Source organism: Thalassospira xianhensis MCCC 1A02616 (assembly GCF_003326475.1).
Taxonomy (GTDB): Bacteria; Pseudomonadota; Alphaproteobacteria; order Rhodospirillales; family Thalassospiraceae; genus Thalassospira; species Thalassospira xianhensis.
This window is the reverse complement of the sequence record NZ_JPWA01000010.1, coordinates 56,550-80,944: the sequence shown is the minus strand read 5'-3', so window position 1 is coordinate 80,944 and position 24,395 is coordinate 56,550. Positions and strand designations below refer to the sequence as shown.

The 24,395-nt window shown below is 54.4% G+C and carries 25 protein-coding genes; 17 read left to right on the top strand and 8 right to left on the bottom strand.

What is annotated here, in order from left to right; genetic code table 11:
* Nucleotides 1-31: 31 nt before the first annotated feature.
* Both bla and TH5_RS10250 read left to right on the top strand, forming a co-directional pair.
* Nucleotides 32-913, top strand: coding sequence for a class A beta-lactamase (gene bla / locus TH5_RS10255; RefSeq protein WP_114121838.1), 882 nt, complete (start codon nucleotides 32-34; stop codon nucleotides 911-913).
* 126 nt (nucleotides 914-1,039) lie between these two features.
* Nucleotides 1,040-3,673 carry a hybrid sensor histidine kinase/response regulator gene (locus tag TH5_RS10250; protein WP_114121784.1) on the top strand — a complete coding sequence of 878 codons (2,634 nt, stop codon included), beginning with the start codon at nucleotides 1,040-1,042 and terminating at the stop codon, nucleotides 3,671-3,673.
* Between the two features lie 38 nt (nucleotides 3,674-3,711).
* Here the strand turns inward: TH5_RS10250 and TH5_RS10245 are convergent, their stop codons facing one another.
* Nucleotides 3,712-4,608 carry a LysR family transcriptional regulator gene (locus tag TH5_RS10245; RefSeq protein WP_114121783.1) on the bottom strand — a complete coding sequence of 299 codons (897 nt, stop codon included), beginning with the start codon at nucleotides 4,606-4,608 and terminating at the stop codon, nucleotides 3,712-3,714.
* 152 nt (nucleotides 4,609-4,760) lie between these two features.
* Here TH5_RS10245 and TH5_RS10240 point away from each other — a divergent pair, with 152 nt between their 5' ends.
* From TH5_RS10240 to TH5_RS10215, 6 genes are all read left to right on the top strand, one after another.
* Nucleotides 4,761-5,438 carry a hydrolase gene (locus TH5_RS10240; protein WP_244204872.1) on the top strand — a complete coding sequence of 226 codons (678 nt, stop codon included), beginning with the start codon at nucleotides 4,761-4,763 and terminating at the stop codon, nucleotides 5,436-5,438.
* 187 nt (nucleotides 5,439-5,625) lie between these two features.
* Entirely contained in the window at nucleotides 5,626-7,488 is a 1,863-nt protein-coding gene (locus TH5_RS10235; protein WP_114121782.1) for an amidohydrolase, read from the top strand.
* A gap of 100 nt (nucleotides 7,489-7,588) precedes the next feature.
* Entirely contained in the window at nucleotides 7,589-7,810 is a 222-nt protein-coding gene (locus TH5_RS10230) for a DUF1427 family protein (RefSeq protein WP_208638437.1), read from the top strand.
* Between the two features lie 4 nt (nucleotides 7,811-7,814).
* The gene (locus TH5_RS10225) at nucleotides 7,815-7,979 is read left to right on the top strand and encodes a DUF1427 family protein (RefSeq protein ID WP_062952861.1); all 165 of its coding nucleotides are present in this window, start codon (nucleotides 7,815-7,817) and stop codon (nucleotides 7,977-7,979) included.
* A 12-nt stretch (nucleotides 7,980-7,991) separates the two neighbouring features.
* Nucleotides 7,992-9,596 (top strand): MFS transporter, encoded by a 1,605-nt coding sequence (locus tag TH5_RS10220; protein WP_114121781.1) that lies wholly within the window; start codon nucleotides 7,992-7,994, stop codon nucleotides 9,594-9,596.
* Nucleotides 9,597-9,754: 158 nt separating this feature from the next.
* Nucleotides 9,755-10,462 carry a substrate-binding periplasmic protein gene (locus tag TH5_RS10215; RefSeq protein WP_147250091.1) on the top strand — a complete coding sequence of 236 codons (708 nt, stop codon included), beginning with the start codon at nucleotides 9,755-9,757 and terminating at the stop codon, nucleotides 10,460-10,462.
* A gap of 23 nt (nucleotides 10,463-10,485) precedes the next feature.
* Here the strand turns inward: TH5_RS10215 and TH5_RS10210 are convergent, their stop codons facing one another.
* From TH5_RS10210 to blaOXA, 3 genes are all read right to left on the bottom strand, one after another.
* Nucleotides 10,486-11,523 carry a sodium:calcium antiporter gene (locus TH5_RS10210; protein ID WP_114121779.1) on the bottom strand — a complete coding sequence of 346 codons (1,038 nt, stop codon included), beginning with the start codon at nucleotides 11,521-11,523 and terminating at the stop codon, nucleotides 10,486-10,488.
* A 101-nt stretch (nucleotides 11,524-11,624) separates the two neighbouring features.
* A complete protein-coding gene (locus tag TH5_RS10205; protein ID WP_114121778.1) occupies nucleotides 11,625-12,398 on the bottom strand; it encodes a PH domain-containing protein in 774 nt (257 codons plus the stop codon).
* An 80-nt stretch (nucleotides 12,399-12,478) separates the two neighbouring features.
* Nucleotides 12,479-13,285, bottom strand: a complete 807-nt coding sequence (gene blaOXA, locus TH5_RS10200) for a class D beta-lactamase (protein ID WP_147250090.1) — start codon at nucleotides 13,283-13,285, stop codon at nucleotides 12,479-12,481.
* 210 nt (nucleotides 13,286-13,495) lie between these two features.
* Between blaOXA and TH5_RS10195 the strand changes: the two genes are divergently transcribed.
* Nucleotides 13,496-14,395 (top strand): DMT family transporter, encoded by a 900-nt coding sequence (locus TH5_RS10195; protein ID WP_114095652.1) that lies wholly within the window; start codon nucleotides 13,496-13,498, stop codon nucleotides 14,393-14,395.
* Here TH5_RS10195 and TH5_RS10190 read toward each other — a convergent pair.
* Both TH5_RS10190 and TH5_RS10185 read right to left on the bottom strand, forming a co-directional pair.
* Complete coding sequence (locus TH5_RS10190) at nucleotides 14,381-14,917, bottom strand: hypothetical protein (protein ID WP_114121776.1); 537 nt, start codon at nucleotides 14,915-14,917, stop codon at nucleotides 14,381-14,383. The two genes, TH5_RS10195 and TH5_RS10190, sit on opposite strands and share 15 nt — an antisense overlap.
* Before the next feature lie 8 nt (nucleotides 14,918-14,925).
* Nucleotides 14,926-15,717, bottom strand: a complete 792-nt coding sequence (locus TH5_RS10185; protein WP_114121775.1) for a DUF4198 domain-containing protein — start codon at nucleotides 15,715-15,717, stop codon at nucleotides 14,926-14,928.
* Between the two features lie 97 nt (nucleotides 15,718-15,814).
* Between TH5_RS10185 and nikR the strand changes: the two genes are divergently transcribed.
* The 7 genes from nikR (at nucleotide 15,815) to alaS (ending at nucleotide 21,834) form a co-directional block, all read left to right on the top strand.
* Nucleotides 15,815-16,294 (top strand): nickel-responsive transcriptional regulator NikR, encoded by a 480-nt coding sequence (nikR, locus tag TH5_RS10180; RefSeq protein ID WP_062952854.1) that lies wholly within the window; start codon nucleotides 15,815-15,817, stop codon nucleotides 16,292-16,294.
* 279 nt (nucleotides 16,295-16,573) lie between these two features.
* The gene (gene recA, locus TH5_RS10175; protein ID WP_085641964.1) at nucleotides 16,574-17,653 is read left to right on the top strand and encodes a recombinase RecA; all 1,080 of its coding nucleotides are present in this window, start codon (nucleotides 16,574-16,576) and stop codon (nucleotides 17,651-17,653) included.
* A 249-nt stretch (nucleotides 17,654-17,902) separates the two neighbouring features.
* On the top strand, nucleotides 17,903-18,046 hold the full coding sequence (locus TH5_RS10170) for an entericidin A/B family lipoprotein (RefSeq protein ID WP_114121774.1): 144 nt from the start codon (nucleotides 17,903-17,905) through the stop codon (nucleotides 18,044-18,046).
* 90 nt (nucleotides 18,047-18,136) lie between these two features.
* A complete protein-coding gene (locus TH5_RS10165; protein ID WP_082824831.1) occupies nucleotides 18,137-18,313 on the top strand; it encodes a DUF1328 domain-containing protein in 177 nt (58 codons plus the stop codon).
* 219 nt (nucleotides 18,314-18,532) lie between these two features.
* Nucleotides 18,533-18,676, top strand: a complete 144-nt coding sequence (locus TH5_RS10160; protein WP_007090559.1) for a hypothetical protein — start codon at nucleotides 18,533-18,535, stop codon at nucleotides 18,674-18,676.
* Nucleotides 18,677-18,707: 31 nt separating this feature from the next.
* Entirely contained in the window at nucleotides 18,708-19,013 is a 306-nt protein-coding gene (locus TH5_RS10155) for an NIPSNAP family protein (RefSeq protein WP_114121773.1), read from the top strand.
* 166 nt (nucleotides 19,014-19,179) lie between these two features.
* Nucleotides 19,180-21,834, top strand: a complete 2,655-nt coding sequence (gene alaS / locus TH5_RS10150; RefSeq protein WP_114121772.1) for an alanine--tRNA ligase — start codon at nucleotides 19,180-19,182, stop codon at nucleotides 21,832-21,834.
* 74 nt (nucleotides 21,835-21,908) lie between these two features.
* Here the strand turns inward: alaS and TH5_RS10145 are convergent, their stop codons facing one another.
* Nucleotides 21,909-22,805, bottom strand: coding sequence for a DMT family transporter (locus TH5_RS10145; RefSeq protein ID WP_114121771.1), 897 nt, complete (start codon nucleotides 22,803-22,805; stop codon nucleotides 21,909-21,911).
* Between the two features lie 137 nt (nucleotides 22,806-22,942).
* Between TH5_RS10145 and TH5_RS10140 the strand changes: the two genes are divergently transcribed.
* The gene (locus TH5_RS10140) at nucleotides 22,943-23,386 is read left to right on the top strand and encodes an Lrp/AsnC family transcriptional regulator (RefSeq protein WP_114121835.1); all 444 of its coding nucleotides are present in this window, start codon (nucleotides 22,943-22,945) and stop codon (nucleotides 23,384-23,386) included.
* Between the two features lie 10 nt (nucleotides 23,387-23,396).
* On the opposite strand, the gene TH5_RS10135 is transcribed toward TH5_RS10140, so the two are convergent.
* Complete coding sequence (locus TH5_RS10135; protein ID WP_114121770.1) at nucleotides 23,397-24,299, bottom strand: LysR family transcriptional regulator; 903 nt, start codon at nucleotides 24,297-24,299, stop codon at nucleotides 23,397-23,399.
* Nucleotides 24,300-24,395 lie beyond the last annotated feature (96 nt).

Sequence of the window (24,395 nt, the reverse complement as noted above, 5' to 3'; positions counted from 1 at the left end):
GTTTGTTTTGTTTCCGGGAAATCTGCAAAACATGTCTGCCTTTAAAAAAGCCGTTCTGGCAACTGCTGCTATTCTATCACTGCTGTTGCCGTTTGGGATGCCGATGGCCGCATCGGCCAATGATCGTCTGATGGACGCCATTCATGCGGTTGAAACCCGACTTGGTGCAAGGGTTGGTGTCAGTATTCTGAATGTGGAAAATGGTCGGGAATGGCAATATCGTGAGGATGAACGTTTCCCGCTAACCAGTACGTTCAAGCTTCTTGCCTGTGCCGCGGTACTGCACAAGGTCGACTTTGGAACAGAAACGCTTGATCGCCGGATTACTTACGGCGCCGAAGATCTGGTGCCTTATTCCCCGATAACCGAAAAGCACGTTGATGGCGGAATGACGATCGGGGAACTGTGCGAAGCCACCCTGCATCTGAGCGACAATACAGCCGCCAACCTTATCCTTGATGCGTTGGGCGGGCCGGGTAAACTTACCGCCTATTTGCGTGACATTGGCGATGATGTGACCCGGCTTGACCGGATCGAACCCGATTTGAACACCGCAAAACCGGGTGATCCGCGTGATACCACAACACCCGATGCCATGCGTGCTTTGCTTGCCTATCTGTTGCTTGGCGATGCCCTGTCCCCGGAATCCCGCCAGCTTCTTGAAGATTGGCTGATGGGTAATCAGGTCGGTGGCCCGTTGCTGCGGGCTGGTTTGCCCGATGACTGGAAGATTGCGGACCGAACCGGGGCAGGCGGGTTTGGATCGCGTGCGATTGCGGCAGTGATCTGGCCGCCGGAACAAAAGCCGGTGATTGTTGCGATATATATAACCCAAACATCTGCATCAATGGATGAACGGAATGCTGCGATTGCCGATCTGGGGCAGGAAATTGCGGCTGCGATCATGCGCTAGGTCTCGGTCCCGGGCAGAGTACATTATGTCTTCCGGCTAATGTAAAACTTGCCGGTAGCCAGTCAGCCCAATAGCAGCTAAAAGTATAGAGCAATATTGTAAGTTATTGGCGTTAAAGGCGGTCGCGTGCTGTTTCGGGGAATTATCCTTGCTGTAAGTGTCGCATTTGTCGCTTTTGTTTATGTCCTCTTGCAGGTCATGGCAAAGGCTGGTCTTGATGCGCGTATCATGTGGATCATCGGGTCCATGGTAACAGGGGTCGCGATCGTTGCGGTGGCCGCCCTGTCACTGTCTGCGCGCTGGCGATCTGCCGGTGATAGTGACCTTGCGCCCTTACTGAACGGTTTGGCGCATTCCGATATTGGTGTTGCCCTGATCGATGCCTATGGCCGCACGCTTTATGCCAACCCCTCCTTTCCTCGCAAACTCGGTATCGAACCGGGCGAAGACATGCTTGCCGCACTTGAGGCACGCCTGAGCTATCTGGATGTCGGCAGTTCCGAACTCGCCGATTTGCGCACGCGTGCAATGCGGGGCGAGGCCGGCGAGATTTATGTTGATTTTTCGCAGGCCAAAAAGCCCGAGCAACTTGCACTTGCAGCCCCTGCCGAACCTGTGAACAGTGATGCAATCGGGAAGGATGATGCCGGTAGTGACGAAGCATCGTCAGAAGAGATTGCCGAAGAAACCTATGAAGCCGGTACGGCCTGCCTGCGGATTTCGGTGACGGCGGCAAATGCCCGTGCTGGGCAGATGCTTTGGACTGTTGACGGTATTGATCCATCCGCCATGCCTGAAGTGGGGCGTTCACTTGTTGTTGCAGAACAGTCTGCGGCCTTTGGCGCGTTTGTTACCGGTACCGATGATGAAATGACGGTCGGCGGGGTCGCCTCGCGGATGGCAGACGGCGCCGGAAGCGAGCAGGCCGATCAAATGATCGAACGCCTGCCTGTCGGTGTCTGTGGGCTGGATGAAGAAGGGCGCATTCTTTACCTGAACCGGCGTCTGGCAAGCTGGCTGGGCGGAGAACCTGAGGATTTCGCCAGCGGTACGCTGGAACTGGCAGATTTGATCGTCGGCGATGGCATGAATGGCGAGGTGAAGCTTAAGGTCAAAGGCGGCGAGCCGATCAAATGCTTTGTCACCCATTCGATCAATGCGCCGGGCACCGGTCCGATCCGAAGCCAGGCTGTTGTCTTCCCTGATCCGATGCCGGCCCATGAATGGGAACATGCGCTTGCGGAAACAGAACGCCGGGTGCGCTGGTTCTTCGATGACAGTCCGCTGTCGATTGTTCTGGCTGATATGTCGGGGACTGTTACCGACGCCAACCGCGCCTTTATCGAAACGGCGGGCCAGCGTCATGAACGGGTGATTGGGCGGTCAATCCTTGAACTGATCTTGCCGGAAGACCGCGACGAGGTCGCGCGCTATCTGTCCAAGGCCGTCATGGGCATGGGCAAAGGCGGCCAGATCGAGGCCCGCTTGCAAGGCTCGCGCGGCGTGGCCGCACAGATTTACCTGCAACGTGTCGCCGGGCGATCAGGTGAAGCCGGAGCGCTTCTGCTGAACTTCCTTGATACGACCGAACAAAAGAACCTTGAGGAGCAATTTGCCCAGTCGCAGAAAATGCAGGCCGTCGGGCAGCTTGCGGGCGGGGTTGCGCATGATTTCAATAACCTGCTGACCGCGATGATCGGTTTCTGCGATCTGTTGCTGTCGCGGCATGGGCCGGGTGACCCCAGCTTTGCCGATATCATGCAGATCAAACAGAATGCCAATCGTGCGGCCAATCTTGTTCGGCAGCTTCTGGCATTTTCGCGCCGTCAGACATTGCAGCCGAAAATCATCAATATCACCGATGCGCTGGCGGAAATGTCGAACCTGCTACGTCGCCTGATTGGTGAAAAGATTGATCTGAAGGTCAGTCATGGGCGCGATATCGGTCTGGTAAAGGTTGACCCGGGGCAGCTTGATCAGGTGATCATCAATCTGGTGGTCAATGCGCGCGATGCCATGGCGGCCAATGGCGGGACATTGACGGTCCAGACCGGCACCGAGATTGTCGACGAAGCCCGAAATACCGGTACCGAATTGATCCCGCCGGGGGATTACATTCGTATCGAGGTTTCCGATACCGGTATCGGTATTCCCAAGGACAACCTGACGCGCATTTTTGAACCTTTCTTCTCGACCAAACAACGCGGCGAAGGGACGGGGCTTGGCCTTTCGACCGTTTACGGGATCGTCAAACAGACCGGCGGTTTCGTGGCCGTCCAGTCAGAACCTGGTGTTGGCACGACCTTTACGATCTATCTGCCGCGTTATGAGGCGACCGAGGAAGAACTGGCTGAAACCCGCGCGGTGGCCGAAGAAGCCCCGTCCCGCGATCTGACCGGTACCGGTGCGATCCTTCTGGTCGAGGACGAGGATGCGGTGCGAACATTTGGTGCGCGCGCGCTTCGCGGCAAAGGGTATGATGTGCTTGAAGCCAACAATGGCGACAACGCGCTTGAGGTCTTGGCGAAAACCGACAAGACCATCGATCTGGTCATTTCGGATGTGGTGATGCCCGGTATCGATGGTCCGACATTGATCCGGATGCTGCGCGAAAAGCGTCCGGATTTGCGGGTCATCTTTATCTCGGGCTATGCCGAAGATACCTATCGTGACGAACTTGACGAAGAAAACGGCGTGCATTTCCTGCCCAAGCCCTTCTCGCTCAAAGACCTTGCGACCAAGGTCAAGGAAGTCCTGTAGTCGATATCCCGTTGGTTTGTTTCCCCGGCCTTTCGGCTTCAGAAGTGAACGGCTGAGTATTCCTCGGCGACCATATCGGTGAACAGGCGTACTTTTGACGACAGGTGCCGGGTCGGTGGATAGATGACCTGCAGGCAAAGTTCCGGCAGTTCGTAATCCTCAAGCAGCTTTACCAGCCTTTTGTATTTGAAAGCATCGCGAAGGGCATATTCCGGAAGCACCGATATGCCCAAGCCGTTTTCGACCCAAACCATCAATGCTTCCATATTGTTGGTCTTCATTGCAGAGTCTGCTTTGATTTCGACCCGGCCATTGGCTGTCTGATAGATCCAGTTCCGCATGCGATTGCGGTTTGCGTAGACAATCAGTTTGTGATTGCGCAGATCGGCCGGGGTTTCAGGCATTCCGTATTTCCGAACATACATTGGCGCCGCACAGGTAACGTATTTCAGCGTCGCAATGCGATGATCAACAAGATTGGTTTCTTCGTCTGGGCGGGCGATTCGCACGATCAGATCGTAGCCTTCCGACACCGGGTCGACCAGTCGGGTTTCCAGATCCATTGAAACCGTCATATCCGGATAGACTTTCACAAAATTCGCCACGGTTTGGGCGAAGTTGATGCCCTGAAAAGGTAGGGGTGCACTAATGCGCAAATGTCCTGACGGTGTCGAAGACGTTGTCGTAACGGCAAGGTCAATCTCGTCAAGATCATCAAGCACCTGCCGGGCGCGTTCATAGTAAACCTGCCCCGTGCTGGTGGTTGCAACGCTTCGCGTCGATCGCTGAAGAAGCTGCGTATTCAACCTTTCTTCAAGACCCATGACCAATCGGCTTACCGTAGACCGGGGCAGGCGTGATGCCCGTGCCGCTGCGGTAAAGCCGGAATTCTCAACCACTGCGACAAAAGCGCGCAGTTCAGCAAAACGATCCATCGTTAATTTGTCTCAAATTTGGGATAATTTGTCTCAAAATAACAGAATTGTTCCATTTTTAAAAGATGTCATTATCTCCTCATCACCCGAGCACAGATGAAAACGGGTGGGGATCAACAGGCAAGACTTACGTCATTAACAGGAGAATTATCATGTCAAAGCTCGAACTTCTTACTCCGAAAAATTCGCAGATCATCTTCATCGATCACCAGCCGCAAATGGCATTCGGCGTTCAGTCGATTGATCGTCAGGTTCTGAAAAACAACACCGTTGGTCTGGCGAAGGCTGCCAAGATTTTCAACATCCCGACCACGATCACGACCGTCGAAACAGAGAGCTTTTCGGGCCATACCTATCCGGAACTTCTGGCCGTCTTCCCCGAAGCGCCGCTTCTCGAACGGACCTCGATGAATTCCTGGGATGACCAGAAAGTGCGTGATGCACTCGCTGCAAACGGCCGCAAGAAAGTGATCGTTTCCGGCTTGTGGACCGAAGTCTGCAACAACTCCTTTGCGTTCTGTGCAATGCTTGAAGGCGGATATGAAATCTACATGGTCGCCGATGCTTCGGGGGGCACATCGGTTGATGCGCATAATTATGCGATGGATCGCATGGTTCAGGCTGGTGTGGTGCCGGTAACCTGGCAGCAGGTTCTGCTCGAATGGCAGCGCGACTGGGCACATCGTGAAACCTACAACGATGTAATGGCACTCGTGAAAGAACATTCCGGCGCATATGGCATGGGCGTCGATTATGCCTACACCATGGTTCACAAGGCACCGGAACGTGTCGAACACGGTCCGCGCCTCGCACCGCAGGCTGCTTCCTGATGTGATGGCACGACGGAAGGGGATCTCCGTCGTGCCTTTTCTTTTTGGCAGCGGGCCGGTCAATCGCTTGTCTCAGGCTGCCTTTTTTGCAGGGATCAAATCAATGAAACGCCGGACTTTCGTGAAAGGTGTTGCCGCCACGGCCGCCTTGTCGACTTTGCCGATTACAGGGATCAGGAGCCAGCAAATGAAACAGACCGCCGACACCATCATTTACAACGCCAAGGTCACAACACTCGACCCAAAGACTCCGGAAGCAGAAGCCATTGCGATTGCCGATGGCAAGGTTCTTGCGGTCGGTGACGAAGCCGGGATACGCAAACTGGCCGATCGCAAAACCAAAATGATCAACGGCGCGGGACGCCGGATTATTCCGGGGCTGAATGACAGCCATACCCACCTTATTCGCGGTGGTCTTAACTTCAACATGGAACTGCGCTGGGAAAACGTGCCGTCCGTTGCCGACGCGCTACGCATGCTTAAAGCGCAGGCGGCTGTCACGCCAGCCCCGCAATGGGTGCGCGTTGTCGGTGGCTGGTCGGAATTCCAGTTTGCCGAACGCCGGATGCCAACCCTTGATGAAATCAATGCTGCCGCACCAGATACGCCGGTTTTCATCCTGCACCTTTATGGGCGTGCTTTATTGAACCAGGCCGCAATCAAGGTTCTTGGTTTTGATAAAAACACACCAAACCCGCCCGGTGGTGTCATTGAAAAGGATGCCAAGGGCAATCCAACCGGCCTGTTAGTGGCGAAACCATCTGCCTTGATTCTGTATTCTACGCTGGCCAAGGGTCCCAAGCTTCCGATTGAGGATCAGATCAATTCCACCCGTCACTATATGCGCGAAATGAACCGGCTTGGCATCACCAGCGTCATTGATGCTGGCGGCGGCGGGCAGAATTATCCCGAAGATTATGATGTCATTCGCCGTCTGCATGATGACGGGCAGATGACTGTCCGCATCGCCTATAACCTGTTTGCGCAAAACGCCGGAAACGAGCTTAGCGATTATGAACGTTGGGTTGGAATGACCGAACCGGGGGCTGGCGATGATATGCTGCGGATGAACGGGGCTGGTGAGAACCTTGCCTGGTCGGCCGCAGATTTTGAAAACTTCCTTGAACCGCGCCCCGATCTGGCGCCGGTCATGGAAAGCGAACTCGAACCCATCGTTGAATTGCTGGCTGAACGGGAATGGCCGTTCCGCATCCATGCGACCTATGACGAAACCATCGACCGTTTCCTTGGTGTATTCGAAAGGGTGAATGGTAAACAGCCGTTCAAGACACGGTTCATCATCGACCATGCCGAAACCGTTTCCGAACGCAATATCGAACGGATCAAGGCACTGGGTGGCGGCATCGCGATCCAGCATCGCATGGCATTCCAGGGCGAATATTTTGTTGACCGTTATGGCAAGGATGCTGCCATGGCGACCCCGCCTGTCTCCAAAATGCTGGAATATGGTCTTCCGGTCGGGGCGGGAACAGATGCGACCCGCGTTGCATCCTACGACCCGTGGGTCGGTCTTTACTGGCTGACTACCGGCAAGACGGTTGGCGGTATGTCACTTTACGACAATGACAACGTTCTTGATCGTGAAACTGCGCTCATGCTGTGGACGAAAGGGTCGGCATGGTTCTCGGGCGAGGCGGATGTCAAAGGCACGCTGGCACCTGGACAATATGCCGATCTGGCAATCCTTTCCGCTGACTATCTAAGTGTCCCGCCCGAAGAAATTCGCCGGATCAATTCGGTCCTGACCATGGTGGGGGGGAATGTTGTCTATGGCGAAGACGGTTATCAGCCCCTGTCACCGGAGATTCCGCCGGCATCTCCTTCCTGGAGCCCGGTCTTGCATCACGAAAGCCCCGGACAGCGCCCGGAATCCCATGCCCATCACGCGGAGCGCGCATGCCATGACGCTTGCAATCATGGCTGCGGTGTCCACGGACATGACCACGGGATTGCCTGGAATAATCCTGTGCCAGTTGCGGATGCAAAATCGTTCTGGGGGGCGCTTGGCTGTTCCTGCTTTGCAGTCTAGTGCCGTTATGGATCGGGCGGGCCACCTTGCCCGCCCGGTTCCCCGAAAGACAAGCAGGCAGGGTCTTTAATGGGCCGGATGCCGCAACAGATTGAAAATCATGAAAATCGTATTTGGACTTTTGCTGGCGATCCTGATTGGCATCGGTTGCCGGGTGATCGATATCCCGGTTCCAGCCCCGCCTGCCATGACAGGCGCGCTTCTGGTACTTGCCATGACGATCGGCTATCTGGCGGTAGATCGCTGGTTTCCGCATCGTCGCTGTAACAATCGTAAAAATTGCGCTGGTCCGATCGGACATGTGCCCAAAACAGGAGAATAGGACCATGTGGCAACTTCTGACCGGTATTGGGCTGGGACTTGCGATTGGTGGCGGATGTCGCTGGCTTGATTTACCTTTGCCAGCTCCTCCGAAAATTGTCGGTGCACTTTTGGTGGTGGCGATGACGGCGGGGTTTGTGATTACCGATCACATTCTGACCGTGCAATAGGGGAAGGTTAAGATGAAGACTCAGAAATCAGAAAACACCACCGGAACCAAAGCGGGCCCGTGGTCGCCTTTCCGCCATCGTGCTTTTGCCTTCCTCTGGATCGCAACCGTTGTTTCAAATATTGGCACATGGATGCATGACGTTGGTGCGGGGTGGTTGATGACGGAACTTTCACCTTCGCCGCTTGTCGTCGCGCTGGTGCAGGCTGCAACCACTTTACCGGTGTTCCTGTTCGCGATCTTTGCCGGAGCTGTGGCCGATCTGATGGATCGTCGCAAATTACTGCTAGCAGTCAATCTTGTAATGGCGGGGTTGGCTGCGGCTTTATCAGCACTCGTTTATCTGCAACTGGTAACGCCGTCGATCCTGATTGCCTTTACCTTCATGATGGGAACCTGCGCGGCACTTATGGCACCGGCCTGGCAGGCAATTGTCCCGTCGCTGGTTGATAAATCCCGTCTGGCACCGGCTATCGCACTGAATTCGATGGGGATCAATGTCAGCCGTGCAATCGGACCGGCATTGGCCGGATTCCTGATTGTGTCTGTCGGGCTGGTCGCGCCTTTTGCGCTTAACGCGATCAGTTTTGTTGGCATTCTGGTTGTTCTCTTCTTCTGGAAACCGGCAAAGGCAGATCAGATCATGCCGCGCGAAAAGGTCTTTGGGGCCATGCGCACGGGCCTTCGTTATGTATTTAACAGCCCGCCGGTCATTGCGACACTGGTGCGCGCGGTGGCGTTCTTTGTTTTTGCCAGTGCCTATTGGGCGATGCTGCCTCTAATTGCGCGTGAAGTGTTAGCAGGTGGTCCGCAGCTTTATGGCATCCTGCTTGCCAGTGTCGGTGCTGGGGCGGTTATCGGGGCTGTTGTTTTGCCCCGGATCAAGGCGCGTCTGGGGGCGGATAAAACCGTCATGGCCGGAACGATTGGCACGGCGTCGGTTCTTGTTGCCTTTGCCTTGATCCAGCAACCGGCTGTTGCCGTGATTGCGTCCTTTATTGCCGGGGCATCGTGGATTGCGGTTCTGTCATCCTTCAATGTTTCCGCACAGACGGCATTGCCTGATTGGGTTCGGGCACGTGGTTTGTCTGTCTTTCTGACCCTGTTTTTCGGTGCGATGTCGGGTGGCAGTATCCTATGGGGTTGGGTTGCCGATCGGTTTTCGATTGAAACGGCGTTGTTGTGTGCGGCGGCCGGGGCGATTGTCCTGATGTTTGCCACCATGCGGTTTGCCCTTAATCAGGGGGCGGACCTTGATCTTGCGCCGTCGATGCATTGGCCCGAACCAATAATCGGCGAGGATGTCGAACATGATCGCGGCCCTGTCATGATCCGCATTTCCTACCGCATTGCTGATGCGGACCGTGAGACTTTTAGTGACCTGATGAAAGCCATGCGCAAGGCGCGCCAGCGTCATGGTGCCTATCATTGGAACCTGTATCAGGATAGCAAACAGGCTGATCTGTTTACCGAAGTCTGGTCGGAAGGTTCATGGATCGAACATCTGCGCCATCACAAACGGGTAACCGGCACGGATCGTGTCCTTCAGGAAAAGGTCAACAAACTGCATCAGGGGGAAGACACGCCGTTGGTCGAACATCTGATCGCCGCACGATGAAACCAATGCGATTTGTGCTTGTTTTCGAGATCTTGAATTCCCTCATGCTCTGAATTTGAAGTAAGTATCATGATAACAGGCCGGGTCCTTATTGTTGGGCGCCCGGTCTGTTTGATTTGGACGCCGTTGGCGTTCTGGATTGCTTTGGGAAAGTGGCGATGACGTTTTGCGAAAAGTTCAGGACAGGACCATCCGGCCTGATCGTTTTGGTTCTGGTTTCGATCCTAAGCCTTTCGACATTCGCCCTCGCTGCTGAAAAGTGCCTGATTATTGCCATGCCGGAAGTCCGGATGACCGGGGATGGGATCGAACCATATCGCGAAGCCATGCAGCAGGCTGGGCTATGTGTCGAACCGGTACGTATGCCTCTTGCAAGGGTTGCTCAGGCTTTGTCCCACGGCGAAATCGATGGTGTTTTTGCCGAGATTGAGGGATTCCAGCAACGGGTTGACCGCCAGATCACACGGGGAAATGCCCGCGTCGGACTGGTTGACGGAATGCTGGTGGTGCGGTCTGGAAAGGTATCCGGAATAGACGATCTGACAGATGAAATCGTTGGTGTCTGGCTAGGGGCAAACTGGTCTAACGTACTTTTGGCCGATTATCCAAATATCGTGCATGTTCCGCGTGGCCCCGAAATGATGCAGAAGATGCTCCGATACGGGCGATTGGATGCCATTCTGCTTGATAACTACTCGTTGTCGGTCACCGGTGGCGTTCCCGACGGATTTCACGCTGTGACTGTTACGAGCCTTTCGGTTTACAGCTGGCTGGTTGCGGACCATGCCGATTTGCTTCCGGTCTTTGATAAAGGCACGACACTGTTTTTACAAAAGATCATGGAGTGGCGCCAAAAGGCAAAGTGACTTGCTGGCGTTATCTTGTTGGCCTATCCCGAAAGATAAAATATCGACATGCCATAAAGACACAGGATCGAAACGCTTTCCCAGCCGATATTGGCAAGCCCCCTGCGTTCGCGGTTAAGCATGCCCAACAGAAGGATGCCGGTCATCAGGATGACAAGGGCAATGGTAAACAGATGTTGCTGGTTGAAGGCGGCGTAAATCGATCCATCGCGATAGGCGAAGTCAGACGCCGCCAGAAACAGAACATCAAACGCATTGCCGCCGATAATATCTCCAACTGCCAGATTAACCGCCCCCATACGGACAGCCGCAATTGCCGAAACAAGTTCGGGAAGTGATGTAGCTATCGCAGTCAGGAAAGTACCCACGGCGGTTTCGCTGATACCGGTTTTCTTGACGATAGCCAGTCCGCTTTCACCAATAGTGTACCCGGCGATTGCTGTTATCGCGGCAAAGACAAGAAATTCTGCCCATAGGCGAAATGTGCTTTCGGGATGGTAATCTGTATCATCTTCCTTGGCGTCTTCGTCGGTAAGGTCGGTCTTGCGCGGCCGCCACATTGGTTGATGACGGATTTCGGCAAGCAGTGACAGCCCGAAACCATACAGAATGAACAACAGGATCGATACCGGGTGGATATGCAATATCATCCAGTCTGGGCCTGCATGGGCCAAAAGCGGGAGAGCAAGCATACTGACCAACAGGGTCGCCTGCGCCAGCCCTGTGGCACTGGCGGCGGCATGTTCCAGATTACCTTTGCGATACAGGAAATCGGCGATTGCCAGAAAGGTCGTCTGGGCAGCAATGCCGCCCAGTGCATTGCCGATGGCAAGATCGGTATGGCCTTGCCATGCTGTTGTTACCGAAAGCACACTTCCGGGCAGACTGGTCGACATGCCGACAAAAACGGCCCCGGCAATGATTTGCCCCATACCGGTCCGCTCGGCCAGCTTGACGGCAACATTTGCCAGCCGCGTTCCGGCAAAACCGATAATCAGGGCGCAAATTGAAAACAGTCCGACTATGGACCAAAGCGGCAGGCTGGCAATTGCAGGCAGCATCGAAACATCTTTTGTCCGGATCTGGCCGCATTTGCATCGGGGCGGCTTTACCTGAACTTTAAGACGCGTCGGGTGCTGTCATGTTCCATGATTGTGTAAAGTTAAAACACTTCGCCTTCCGGGTGTGCCAGCGGCTTGTTTTCTGAGTGTTCTATCGCTTCTTCGCGGGCGCGATGCGTGATGTCGATCGGCTCTCCCTGACGGTTATCGGGGCGAACGCGCCCAAAGAAATCGGAAAGTTCCTTGGCAACGGTTTCCGGTGCCGTGACCTGACGCAGTGTAAAGCTGTGCCCCAGCCGGTCGGTAACATGCAGATCGCCATAATCAAAGATATTGCCGATTACGCTTTTGCTGATCTGAGTGCTTTTGATCGACTCAAATCCGCGATCATCCTGATCCTTGCGCAACACGCCGCTTCGCGTGACGATGCGGTTATTGGTGATGACACGTTCAAAGAAAAACAGATCGCGAATGGCCGTAAGCGGCAAGAGAATACTGTCGCGTGCAGCGCGCGTTGAAACGCCAAGGGCACGCTTCAAAAGTTTCCAGACAATCGAAATCAGCGCGATGATCACCCCAAACAGGGCAATCGAAAAAACGAATTCATATTCTTCCCAGACCCGGTCAAGTGCAGCAAAGGCTTCAGGACCGGTCAGAAGGGCGCGTGCCTGCGGCATCAGGAAATCGTAAATTGCTCGCCAGTGATAGGATGCGTAAATCAGAACAGCAATCCAGATGATCTTGATGATACCGGGGACAAGGATCGAAACCGGTGAAATCGGCAGATCCATGATGACCACCTCGCCATCATGCAGATGACGGCGAATGCCCTTGAACGGTTTGCTTTCCGCGGTGGTCTCATTTTTCCGGCTCATGCAGTCTTTCCTGTTTTATGCCAATCGGTCCAACATAGGCCGCGATCCGCAATTGGCAAGATACAGAAGGATTTACCCCCTCAAAAGGCACCATCTGTTGCAAAATATTCGGCCAAAAACGTATCGCGCGCACCAAAGCCGGGCGATTTTGCCGGGCGCGTGCTGTCATGGGTCAATCTGGCAAAGGCGATGGTCTGGCTGCCGCGTGTTGCCCAGCCAACGAACCAGCCCCAGGGTTGCCCGTTTATCGGGCTGCCATCGGCATTTTGCGACAGGCCTGCGCCGGTTTTGCCAAATACATGCCAGCCATTTGCCTGAACACCGATGTCAAACAGTCCCATTGCAATTTCCCGGGCCTGTTTGCTGACGGGCAGTTCGCCCCGGATCATTTTTGAAATGAATTCAACCTGTTCGGCAGGCGAGATTTGCAAGGAAGAGCTTAGCCATGATCGCGTCAGGCCGTTCTGTTTTCCGGCATCCCCGGATACATCGGCATTTCCGTAATCAAAGGATGTGACATAGTTGCGAAACCTTGCCTCTCCCAGTCTGATATTGATCTGTTGCGAATACCAGACGACGGATTGTTCGATCCAGTATTGCGGATCCGTATCCCCGCGCCATGCGGCGCGCCAGTCTGGATAGCCTTCCTTGAACGACCATACGGGATGATGGGCATCCTTAAGGATGCCACTATCAAATCCCATCAGACTGATGGCGATCTTGAAGGTCGAGGCCGCCGTCGCGCGGGTTGCGCATTGGCCTTCTTCGACGATGGTCCTGCCGGTTTTTGCATCCGATATCAGGGTGCAGACCGTTGTGGTTTCCGCCTTGGCAATCATCGGGGTGAATAGCACAGCAAGAAGCAAAATCAGGCCGGTATGTTTCAAAACGTGATCCTTGATCAACGGTGAAAACCCGAAGCGTAGGGGGGGAATGTTGAAAGTACATTTAATCCGGTAAGGGTCTTTGATCGGGCTTTGTTTGCCATTGGAAATTCAGATTGCCAAACCCCGATAAAGCGGGTTTATGTTCCCAAACCGGTTGCGCCACAATCCGGTTCCAAAGCTTATATGACAACGTCCAAGCAAGAGCCCCGCATGATCCCGTTTTTCGGTGAAGCAGCCGCCTTTACTGCCGCGATGGCCTGGGCGACGTCGAGCATGATTTTCTCCAATATTGGCGGAAAGGTCGGCGCACAGACGGTCAATCGCGGGCGTCTGGCGTGTTCAATTACCTGTCTGACGGTGCTGCATTGGATACTGGAAGGCCAGCCCTGGCCGAATGCGGTTACGTGGGAACAGCTTGGCTGGTTGTCACTGTCGTCGGTTCTTGGTCTTGTGATTGGCGATGCCATGCTGTTTCAGGCCTTTGTCATGCTTGGTGCGCGGTTATCAATGCTGATGATGTCGACGGTGCCGATCATGGGGGCGGTTCTGGGTTGGGTGTTGTTTGACGAAGTCCTAAGCCTTCAGGAAATGTCGGGCATTGCACTGGGCATTGGTGGAATCCTTTTGGTCATCATGATGAAAAAGGGGCGCCCCGTCGGGCTGGAGGGACGCAATTACCTGATCGGTGTTTTGTTCGGGTTGGGCGGCGCCATCGGACAGGTGGCAAACCTGATTACTGCGAAATACGCGTTGATCGGCGGTTATTCCGCGCTGTCGGCTACTTGGATCAGAACCTTTGTCGCGGTTGTGATCATGTGGGGGATTGCCATTGTGCTTGGCCGTGCAAGGCGCACGATTGTGGCGTGCAGTGCGCCAGATGTCGGGCGGTGGCTGTTTCTGGGGGCTTTCATCGGTCCGGCGCTTGGCGTTTGGCTCTCGATGGTGGCGGTTCAGAATGCCAATGTCGGGATCGCATCGACGCTGATGGCATTGCCGCCGGTTTTGCTGATTGTCTATGAAGGTGTGGTTCTTCGCCGCCCCGTTGGCCTGCAGGCCATTGTCGGGACCTGCATGGCCTTTGGGGGTGTTGCGCTTTTATTCCTGCATTAAGTGCGATTTTCTCTGCCTTTTGATCCTGGTGATCCAGCTCGGCAGAAAGGCAAGATTGGCAATCAGGCTGAAACCGAACAGGATTGCAGCCCAGACCGGCAGGTCAAGCAAGGCGCTGTTTCCCTGCAATCCGGGGGTTGGGGCCGAAGATTGTGTTCCCGGTGGCGGTGTTTTTTCCGGTGAATGGATCAGGACAACCTGATGACCCATGCCGTCTGATACCATGATTTTCCAATGCGCATCGGTATCATCTTCAGGGCGTAATGACGGAACCGCGACGGCAAGGCGTCCGTCACGATCGGTTCTTCCTTTTTGCCAGGTTTTCCCGTCCGGTGACGTCACCATGGCTTCGGCAAATATCATTGGTTTGCCATCTGTATAGCCGAACTGATAGATGGTGGCGGTCCGGTTCTGGTCAATCTGCCATCCCGCCCCGTGGGCAATCGCCGGGAACGATCCTGCATAAAGCAGGATCGCACAGGCAATTGCCGCGATCATCAAACGTCCAAAGGATTGCAGCATGTGGCGGCCTATTGGCTGACATTGAAAGTCAGGGTTGCCCGCAGGTTATGTACCCGCACAGATGCATCAGAGTCCGGGACATCGGCCGCAACCCGAACCATCCAAAGACCCGGTTTCGTAATCCGGATTTTGGCAATGCCGCTGCCACGCTCGTCGCTGAAAGTTTCGGTGTAATAGGCATAAGACGATGGCGTGTCGGTAAATCCGGCATAGGTTGCCAGGACACTGGTCGAATAAGGTTGCCCGTCCAGCAGGATTTGAACCGCAACGTCCTGGCCGATTGCCGTCATGCGCGGATCGGAAAGCGGCACGATTTCAAGTTTGTGCCCAAGAGGGGAAGAAATAAAATCCGCGTTTTGGGAGCCTCCAGTCAGGTTTTTGGAAAATTTTTCAAATCGGGATGACGCAACCGCATCGGGATGTGCGTCCGGCCCGCCTTCTTTCCAGCCATCGGGCGTTTGTGACCAGATCACCGGCAGTCGATGCCCGACAAGCCATGCGGGTTCTTCTTCGGAAAGGGTGAATATGCCAGTCAGATTGGGGGCATCCGCATTTTCAGTGACATCAAGTTCGGTGGTGGCCGAGGGGGTGATCAACTGCGCACTGACATGCTTTGGGGCTTCGACTTCTTCGGGGGTGCCGAAAACATGGGTCGAATCGAGGGTGAAGGCAGCAGTGTCCTTGCCATCTGCGTCGGTGGTTTTGCTGCTGGCAACGAATTCATGGGCCGTTGCGCCAAAGCCGATCAGGCAACCCAGTGCGGCAATTGCAAGCGCGGTTGTGAACTTTGATTGAAACATCTGCTATCCTTTGGGAGATTAGGGAAGTTGAAAGGCGGTATGAACTTTTCAAAAATGTTCATACGAGTCAAACTGATGATTCTGAAAGGGAATTCGTATGACCCGCGTGACCGTATCAATCGAAGACGATTTGATGGAGGCGTTTGATGCCTTCCTTGAACATCGCGGCTACACCAACCGGTCAGAAGGTTTTCGTGACCTGATCCGGGAAAAGCTTCAGAATACCAAGCTTGACGAAGACACCGGCGGCGTTGGCATAGCGGTTCTGAATTATGTCTATGATCATGAAGAACGCATGCTGGCGTCACGCTTGATGAGCGCGCAGCACGAACATCATGACCTGACGGTCTCGACCGTGCATTTCCACATCGATCATGATACCTGCCTTGAAAGCGTTACCCTGCGCGGCAAGCTTGCCGATATCCGCAGATTTGCCGATCAGGTTCTGGCACAGCCGGGGGTTCGCCATGGGCAGCTTTATTCCGTTCCGGGCGAACTGCATGTCGAAGCCCATCACCATGGCGATGACGATCATGGACATGCACATAGGCACGAACATCTGAAAATCACGACCTGAACCGGGCTTCTCCGAATTGTTTTAAAAATCCCGGCACAAGTCCGGCGGCAATTTTATTTATCCGGGTTCGAATTCTTACCCACCAGAATGAGAACAAACTTGCAACATCCATTTTTTTGTGCAAGTGTTCACATTATGTTCTCAATGCGTTTGCCGGAAAATGGTTGGCGTGATGTCAGTTATCCGGCGGGGCACCTAGCGGTGGCGTTCCGCATTTAGGACCGGGGAACCGCCTGCGTTGCATCCTACCCGGCCCTGTGGAATAAGAGAGTTCGAAAAATGATTCAGACCGCGCTGCATTTGGTGGATAAAGATACGATGGATAAGCAGAAGGCACTCGAAGCCGCCCTTGGGCAGATCGAACGCGCATTTGGCAAGGGCTCGATCATGAAGCTTGGCCAGCGCGATAGTGCGGTGGATATTTCAGCCATTTCGACCGGGTCGCTTGGGCTTGATATCGGGCTCGGGATTGGCGGTCTGCCGCGTGGCCGTATCGTCGAAATTTACGGCCCGGAAAGCTCGGGTAAAACCACACTGGCGCTGCATACCATTGCCGAGGCTCAGAAACTTGGCGGGACTTGCGCCTTTGTCGATGCGGAACATGCTCTTGATCCGGGCTATGCCCGCAAGCTCGGTGTGAATACCGACGAACTCCTGATTTCGCAGCCTGATGCGGGTGAACAGGCGCTTGAAATCGCTGATACGCTGGTGCGTTCCGGTGCGATTGATGTTCTGGTCGTCGATTCGGTTGCTGCTCTTGTACCGCGTGCCGAACTTGAAGGCGAAATGGGCGACACCCACGTTGGTTTGCAGGCCCGCTTGATGAGCCAGGCATTGCGCAAACTGACCAGCTCTGTCTCGCGTTCGAACTGCATGGTCATCTTCATCAACCAGATTCGTATGAAGATCGGTGTGATGTTTGGCAGCCCGGAAACCACCACGGGTGGCAACGCGCTTAAATTCTATGCGTCGGTTCGTCTTGATATCCGCCGTATCGGCCAGATCAAGGACCGTGATGAGGTCGTTGGTAACCAGACCCGTGTGAAGGTCGTCAAGAACAAGATGGCCCCGCCGTTCAAGCAGGTCGAATTCGACATCATGTATGGCGAAGGCATTTCCAAGATGGGTGAAATCCTTGATCTTGGTGTCAAGGCCGGGATCGTCGAGAAATCCGGTTCATGGTTCTCGTATAACTCTACCCGTATCGGTCAGGGGCGCGAGAATGCCAAAACATTCCTGCGTGAAAATCAGGAAATGACCGCCGAAATCGAGCGCAGCATCCGCGAAAGTGCCGGCCTGATTGCCGAGGCAATGACCAGCATGAGCGATGATGAACCGTCAAATGACGATGATGCGTGATTGCTGATTACCGGTTTTTCTGAACACATCAAACGGGCTCTTCGGGGCCCGTTTTCTGTTGTGCGGTGAGTAAATTTGCAATTGCCCCAAAATGATCAATATTGGCCAAAACCGGCAAAAATAAAGGCATCCGGGCTGCCTTAATTGCGCCAAATCAGGGGCTTGGCAATGTGCGAAGGAACTTTGTCTTTCCGGCTCCGTTATGGATGGTGTGAACAAAATCACGTCGAGCAAACAGGAGAAACCGAAATGTCTGACTTTTTGAAAAAGCTTTTCGCCGTTGCAATGATTTCCGGCATGGGCTTTGGCCTTGCCGCGTGTGAAACCGCCGAAGGGTTTGGCCAGGATATGGAAAATGCTGGTGAAGCCATTCAGGATGAAGCCAGCGAGTAAGGCATCATCGCGGATTTTCGTTCGCTGACGGGACTTTTGGAGCAACTCCATCACCCGCAAGCAGCCAAAGCCTGAAAAGGAGATAACATCATGTTGGGTTGGGCAGTCTTTTGTCTCATTCTGGCGCTTGTTGCCGCCGTCCTTGGTTTTGGCGGCTTGGCAGGTACATTTGTCGGGATCGCCAAGATCCTGTTCTTTGTCTTCCTCGTGCTGTTCGTGGTTTCGCTTCTGGTCAACGCGCTGCGTGGCCGTCGCCCACCGATCTGATTGCGATATAGACAATAATACGAGCAAACGAAAACGGGCGTGCTACGGCGCGTCCGTTTTTCTGTGCGGCTTTTAAACCGTCATGCAGGAAAGAGTTGCCAGCAGCACGCGACCCCGACAAGATAGCAACCGATTTCGGAAGCCAAATGCCTTGCGTCAGAAGCAGGCCGCGGCCGCCTTCAAAATCAACATGTCGTTAAAGGCAGGAGCATTCAAACAATGGCTATTCTTGTAAAACGTATTCTGGCATTGGCCCTGATTGCGGGCTTTGGCATGTCGCTTGCGGCGTGCGAAACCGCTGCCGGATTTGGTCGCGATGTTGAAAAACTGGGTGAACAGATTCAGGAAGGCGTTGAGAAGTAATCTTCCCCCTAAGTGCCAGAAAGCTCTCGCCGTGATCACCTGCTATCTGAAATACGTTATCGACATGCACAAAATCCCCGAGTTCGAGGATTATGCCCGTCGCTGGATTCCCATCGTTAATCGGATGGGCGGGACGCATCACGGCTATTTCCTGCCGCATGAAGGGGCCAGCAACATTGCCTATGCGCTGTTTAGCTTCCCAAGCCTTGCGGCATACGAAGATTACCGCAATCGCATGGCGGCAGACGAAGAATGTGTTGCGACACTTGAACTTGAAAAACGTAACCGAAGCATCATCAGTTACGAGCGCAGTTTCATGCGACCGGTTCTTGATTAGGTTGGCATATCTGAACGTATCGACGCGGTGCCGGACGCAGAAATCGTCACTTAAACACCGCAAAGCCTTTCCCCGACTGGACAGCACAGGGCCGAGCCGCTAAATAGGGCAGTCGCGCCGCACGTTTGCGGCAGCGATTGTTCCGCGTTTTCCGGGTTGGAGAGAGATGCAGACCGTTAACGATATCCGCACCACGTTTCTGGAATTCTTCCGCAAGAACGGCCACGAGGTCGTGTCTTCCAGCCCGCTGGTGCCGCGCAATGACCCGACCCTGATGTTCACCAACGCAGGGATGGTGCAGTTCAAGAACGTTTTTACCGGTCAGGAACACCGCGATTATTCGCGTGCGACCACCTCGCAGAAATGCGTGCGCGCCGGTGGCAAGCATAACGACCTTGAAAATGTCGGTCATACCGCCCGTCACCATACCTTCTTTGAAATGCTCGGCAACTTTTCGTTTGGCGACTATTTCAAGGAAAACGCAATTGAGTTTGCCTGGAACCTGATCACCAAGGAATACGGCCTCCCGGCAGAAAAGCTGCTGGTTACCGTCTATCACACCGATGACGAGGCCCATGGCCTTTGGAAAAAGATCGCCGGTCTTTCCGATGATCGCATCATTCGCATTCCGACGTCGGATAACTTCTGGTCGATGGGCGATACCGGTCCGTGCGGTCCGTGTTCGGAAATCTTCTTTGACCATGGCGATAAAATCTGGGGTGGCCCCCCGGGTAGCCCTGAAGAGGACGGGGACCGGTTCATCGAAATCTGGAACCTCGTTTTCATGCAGTACGAGCAGATGGCAAATGGCGAACGCGTCAATCTGCCAAAGCCGTCGATTGATACCGGCATGGGCCTTGAACGTATTGCAGCCGTCCTTCAGGGCAAGCACGATAACTATGACATCGACCTGATGCGCGCGCTGATCGAGGCATCGGCCGATGCCACCAGCACCGATCCCGATGGCCCGCATAATGTGTCGCATCGCGTAGTTGCCGACCATCTGCGTTCGACCAGCTTCCTGATTGCTGATGGCGTTCTGCCGTCCAATGCCGGCCGTGGTAACGTTCTGCGTCGTATCATGCGTCGCGCCATGCGCCATCTGCACATGATCGGCACGCAAGACCCGGTGATGTATAAACTGGTCCCGGCACTGGTGCGCAAAATGGGCGGTGCCTTCCCGGAACTGGTTCGGGCGCAGGCATTGATTGAAGAAACCCTGAAGCTTGAAGAGCAGGGCTTTAAAACCATGCTTGATCGCGGTCTCAAGATGCTTGATGACGCGACCGATGGCATGGCCGAGGGGGCAACCCTTTCAGGCGATGTTGCCTTCAAGCTTTATGATACTTATGGCTTCCCGCTTGATCTGACGGCGGATGCGCTTAAACCGCGCAAGATCGGCATTGATGAAAGCGGCTTTACTTCCGCAATGGAAGAACAGAAAGCCAAGGCCCGTGCCGCATGGTCGGGTTCCGGCGAAGCCGCGACCGAGGAAGTCTGGTTTGACATCAATGACCGTGATGGCGCGACCGAATTCCTGGGCTATGAAACCGAAAATGCCGAGGGCGTCGTTACGGCCCTGATCAAGGACGGTGCGGAAACCAAAACCGCAACCAAGGGCGATGAGGTTGCCATTGTTGCCAACCAGACCCCGTTCTTTGGGGAATCCGGTGGTCAGCAGGGCGATGCCGGCGTGATCAAAACCGAAAAGGGTGCCGTGATTGAAATCACCGATACCCAGAAGAAACTTGGCGCATTGCATGTGCATCTTGGCAAGGTTGTCGAAGGTGATGTTTCAGTTGGCGATGCGGCCGAATTCCGCGTCGATCATACCCGCCGTTCGTCCTTGCGCGCGAACCATTCGGCAACGCACCTTCTGCATGCGGTGATGCGCAAGCATCTGGGTGATCACGTCACCCAGAAAGGATCGCTGGTTGCCAAGGATCGTCTGCGTTTCGACGTATCGCACCCCAAACCCATCACCGCCGAAGAAGCCGCTATAATCGAATTCGACGTCAACCGTCTGATCCGCGAGAACAGTGAAGTCACCACCCGTCTGATGACCCCGGACGAGGCGATCGAACTGGGCGCGATGGCGCTGTTTGGCGAAAAATACGGTGATGAAGTCCGCGTTGTTTCGATGGGCCTGCCCGAAGCGAACGAACATGCCTATTCGCTTGAACTTTGCGGTGGTACGCATGTCAAACGGACCGGCGATATCGGTATGTTCAAGATCGTATCCGAAGGTGCGGTTTCAAGTGGTGTCCGCCGTATCGAAGCCCTGACCGGTTCGGATGCCGCAAGCTATATGGCGGCCCGCGATCAGCTTCTGCAAACCATTTCGGCCGATCTCAAAGCCGTTCCCGAAGATGTTCCGGCACGTGTCAAAGCCTTGCAGGATGAACGCCGCAAGCTTGAACGCGAAGTTTCCGACCTGCGTAAGAAACTGGCAACAGCCGGTTCGGGCGGGGCATCGGGTGCGGTCGCGTTCAAGGAAGTCAATGGTGTCAAACTGGCCCTGCGTGTTCTGGATGGTATCCCCGCCAAGGAACTCAAGGGCATGGTTGATGAATTGCGCGATCAGATGGGATCGGGTGTTGTAGCCCTGATTTCGACCGACGGCGGCAAGGCATCCATCGTTGTCGGCCTGACCGAAGACCTTGCTGGTAAATTCAGCGCGGTTGATCTGGTCCGTGTCGGTGTGGAAAAGCTTGGCGGCAAGGGGGGCGGTGGCCGCCCCGATATGGCACAGGGCGGTGGTCCCGATGCCAATCAGGCCGATGCAGCGCTTGCAGCGATTGAGGCGACGGTTGCTGCCTGATTTCCGGCCTGTTGAGATAGGCAATTAGAAAAAGGGGACCAAAGGTCCCCTTTTTGTTTTGTGTTTTTCCGAATTTAACCAGAGGCATGGCGGGCTGGTTTGGTTTTCATCAGTTGCCAGCCAAGATTCATGCCGGTCGCGGCAATCACAATCGCCACTGCCCCGATGATCTGGGCGGTATCGGGGCGATAACCGAACGCGATCAGGTCTACCAGGATCGCAACGACCGGATAGATGAAGGACAGCGACCCTTGCAAATGGGTGGGCAGTTTCTGAACCGCCCCATACATCAGCACATACATGATTCCGGTATGAACCACGCCAACCATGACAAGCGCGCCCCAGCTTGATGGCGTGTCGGGCAGGTTATCAAGATTTGCAAAGGGGGCGAGTAGCAAGATGCCGACACAAACCTGTATCAGGGCGATCAGATGCGGCGGGGTGCCTTTCAGTTTTTTGGTAATGATGACGGCAACCGCCCAGAAAAAGGCCGCGATCAAAGCCATCGCGATGCCGCCGGCATAATTGGTGCCGGTAAAGCCGCCATCGGGCTTGCCCGATATGATCAGCAGCAATCCACCAAATGCAATGGCAAGCCAAGCGAATTTATTTGCTGTCAGCTTTTCACCAAACAGCAATGCGCCGAACATCACCAGCATGAAGGGTTGCGTGTTGTAGACTGCTGTTGAAACCGAAATAGAGGCCATCGAATAGGACTGGAACAGCAGAAACCAGTTTGTCACGATAGCAACGCCGCCAAGCGCTGCCCAGCCCAATGTCCGCAGGTTCAAAAGTCCGCGTAAAAAACCCATGCCAGCGCAGACGACAAGCAGGGCACCCGCCCCGAATACGCACCGCCAGAAAACAACATCAAGGGCGGATTGCCCCGACATAACGACGAACCAGCCAATTGTGCCCAGAATCGTCATGGCCGCGGTCATTTCGACCGTGCCGCGCAGTTTTTCATCCATCGGAATGCTCCGTTAAACTGATTTTATGGATGAAATTTGCGCCTTTTTTCGGCTTCGTTCCATGGCTTGAGATTGAAAATATCGGTCATTTAATTAATTATATAAAGTTGAGATGGCAGATTTATGGAAAAAGTAAAGTGATTGACGAAATTGACCAGAAGATACTGAAAATCCTGATTGATGATTCGCGTATCTCACAAAAGGAACTGGCAGCTCGTGTCGGATTATCATCCCCCGGTGTGGCAGAGCGGGTCAGGCGTCTGGAAGATCGCGGGGTTATTCGGGGCTTTACCATTGATGTAAATCCCGAGGCGCTTGGTTATCCGCTGCAGGCGATTGTGCGCATCCGCCCGCTGCCGGGCAAATTGCATATCGTTCAGCAGATGATTGAAGAAATCCCTGAATTCGGGGAATGTGACAAGGTCACGGGTGATGATTGTTATATCGCGCGCCTCTATGTCCGCTCCATGGGGGAACTTGATACGTTGCTGGATCGCATTGTCGACAAAGCGGAAACCAACACATCAATCGTGAAATCGAAGTCGGTTGAACGGCGCATGCCGCCGCCGGTCATGCGTTGATGGTTTCCGGTTATCGGTCTGCCGGGTTTTGCGTGGCAAAGGCCACCAGTTCATCTATGAAAACACGTTGGCGTTTGGGCATGAAATCGGTTTCGGGCCAAACAGCAAAGATATCGCGCTGTTCGGTTTCCCAGTCGGGCAGAAGCGCTACAAGTCGTCCAGCCCGCAGGCTATTGCTGATAATGCTGTGTGGTACAAGGCCGATGCCGTGGCCTTCTTCTATCATAAGTGACGCCAGTTCGATCTCGTCGACGTCAAACCGGCCATCAACGCTGAATACCTCGTTGCGGCCTGTTTTGCGGTGGGTCAACCGCCAGGTTCGAAGCGGACTTGCGACAATCATCGCATGATAACGCAGTTCTTCGGGCGATGTCGGTGTGCCGAATTTCGCCAGATATTCCGGGGCGGCACAGGCAACCAGATAGGTGTCACATAGCTTGCGCAGGACGAGAGATTGCTGGGTTTGCTTGCCGACACGGATGGCGACATCAAAATTGAATTCGCCAAGCGGCAATACACGGTTGGACAGGGTCAGCCGCAGATCGATATGGGGATGATTACGAAGAAAAGTGCTGAAAAACGGGGCGAGCCAGCTTCGGGCGAGATTGACAGGCAAGGCGATCTTCAAAATTCCGGCAGGCTCGTTATGGCGTGTGTCGATACTTTCAAGCGTTCTGTTCATTTCGGTGACCAGCGGGCGTAACTGGTCGAAATAGGTATGCCCGGCATCAGTCAGGGCGAACCGTCCGTTGCCGCGTAGCAGCAGTTTGCAGCCCAGCTTTTCCTCCAGCTTTTGCAGGCGTCGGCTAAGTGTCGCCATCGGAACCTCCAGGGCAATCGATGCCTGCCGGAGGCTGCCAAGTTCGGCTATGCGAATGAAAAGGGCGAAATCGTCCAGTTGCGCATGTTCCATATATGGAAACTCAAATCCCGAAAATATCTACTATTCCCGAAAATGAGATTATCGCATTGTCCGTTCCATGCCCACCGTAAACGGGAACCAAATCAA

What these genes read in the sequence shown, in the direction of transcription:
- bla (WP_114121838.1), top strand. Translation starts at nt 32, where the DNA reads ATGTCTGCCTTTAAAAAAGCCGTTCTGGCAACTGCTGCTATTCTATCA.
- TH5_RS10245 (WP_114121783.1), bottom strand. Translation starts at nt 4,608, where the DNA reads ATGGATCGTTTTGCTGAACTGCGCGCTTTTGTCGCAGTGGTTGAGAAT.
- TH5_RS10240 (WP_244204872.1), top strand. Translation starts at nt 4,761, where the DNA reads ATGTCAAAGCTCGAACTTCTTACTCCGAAAAATTCGCAGATCATCTTC.
- TH5_RS10235 (WP_114121782.1), top strand. Translation starts at nt 5,626, where the DNA reads ATGAAACAGACCGCCGACACCATCATTTACAACGCCAAGGTCACAACA.
- TH5_RS10230 (WP_208638437.1), top strand. Translation starts at nt 7,589, where the DNA reads ATGAAAATCGTATTTGGACTTTTGCTGGCGATCCTGATTGGCATCGGT.
- TH5_RS10225 (WP_062952861.1), top strand. Translation starts at nt 7,815, where the DNA reads ATGTGGCAACTTCTGACCGGTATTGGGCTGGGACTTGCGATTGGTGGC.
- TH5_RS10220 (WP_114121781.1), top strand. Translation starts at nt 7,992, where the DNA reads ATGAAGACTCAGAAATCAGAAAACACCACCGGAACCAAAGCGGGCCCG.
- TH5_RS10215 (WP_147250091.1), top strand. Translation starts at nt 9,755, where the DNA reads ATGACGTTTTGCGAAAAGTTCAGGACAGGACCATCCGGCCTGATCGTT.
- TH5_RS10210 (WP_114121779.1), bottom strand. Translation starts at nt 11,523, where the DNA reads ATGCTGCCTGCAATTGCCAGCCTGCCGCTTTGGTCCATAGTCGGACTG.
- TH5_RS10205 (WP_114121778.1), bottom strand. Translation starts at nt 12,398, where the DNA reads ATGAGCCGGAAAAATGAGACCACCGCGGAAAGCAAACCGTTCAAGGGC.
- TH5_RS10195 (WP_114095652.1), top strand. Translation starts at nt 13,496, where the DNA reads ATGATCCCGTTTTTCGGTGAAGCAGCCGCCTTTACTGCCGCGATGGCC.
- TH5_RS10190 (WP_114121776.1), bottom strand. Translation starts at nt 14,917, where the DNA reads ATGCTGCAATCCTTTGGACGTTTGATGATCGCGGCAATTGCCTGTGCG.
- TH5_RS10185 (WP_114121775.1), bottom strand. Translation starts at nt 15,717, where the DNA reads ATGTTTCAATCAAAGTTCACAACCGCGCTTGCAATTGCCGCACTGGGT.
- nikR (WP_062952854.1), top strand. Translation starts at nt 15,815, where the DNA reads ATGACCCGCGTGACCGTATCAATCGAAGACGATTTGATGGAGGCGTTT.
- recA (WP_085641964.1), top strand. Translation starts at nt 16,574, where the DNA reads ATGATTCAGACCGCGCTGCATTTGGTGGATAAAGATACGATGGATAAG.
- TH5_RS10170 (WP_114121774.1), top strand. Translation starts at nt 17,903, where the DNA reads ATGTCTGACTTTTTGAAAAAGCTTTTCGCCGTTGCAATGATTTCCGGC.
- TH5_RS10165 (WP_082824831.1), top strand. Translation starts at nt 18,137, where the DNA reads ATGTTGGGTTGGGCAGTCTTTTGTCTCATTCTGGCGCTTGTTGCCGCC.
- TH5_RS10160 (WP_007090559.1), top strand. Translation starts at nt 18,533, where the DNA reads ATGGCTATTCTTGTAAAACGTATTCTGGCATTGGCCCTGATTGCGGGC.
- alaS (WP_114121772.1), top strand. Translation starts at nt 19,180, where the DNA reads ATGCAGACCGTTAACGATATCCGCACCACGTTTCTGGAATTCTTCCGC.
- TH5_RS10145 (WP_114121771.1), bottom strand. Translation starts at nt 22,805, where the DNA reads ATGGATGAAAAACTGCGCGGCACGGTCGAAATGACCGCGGCCATGACG.
- TH5_RS10135 (WP_114121770.1), bottom strand. Translation starts at nt 24,299, where the DNA reads ATGGAACATGCGCAACTGGACGATTTCGCCCTTTTCATTCGCATAGCC.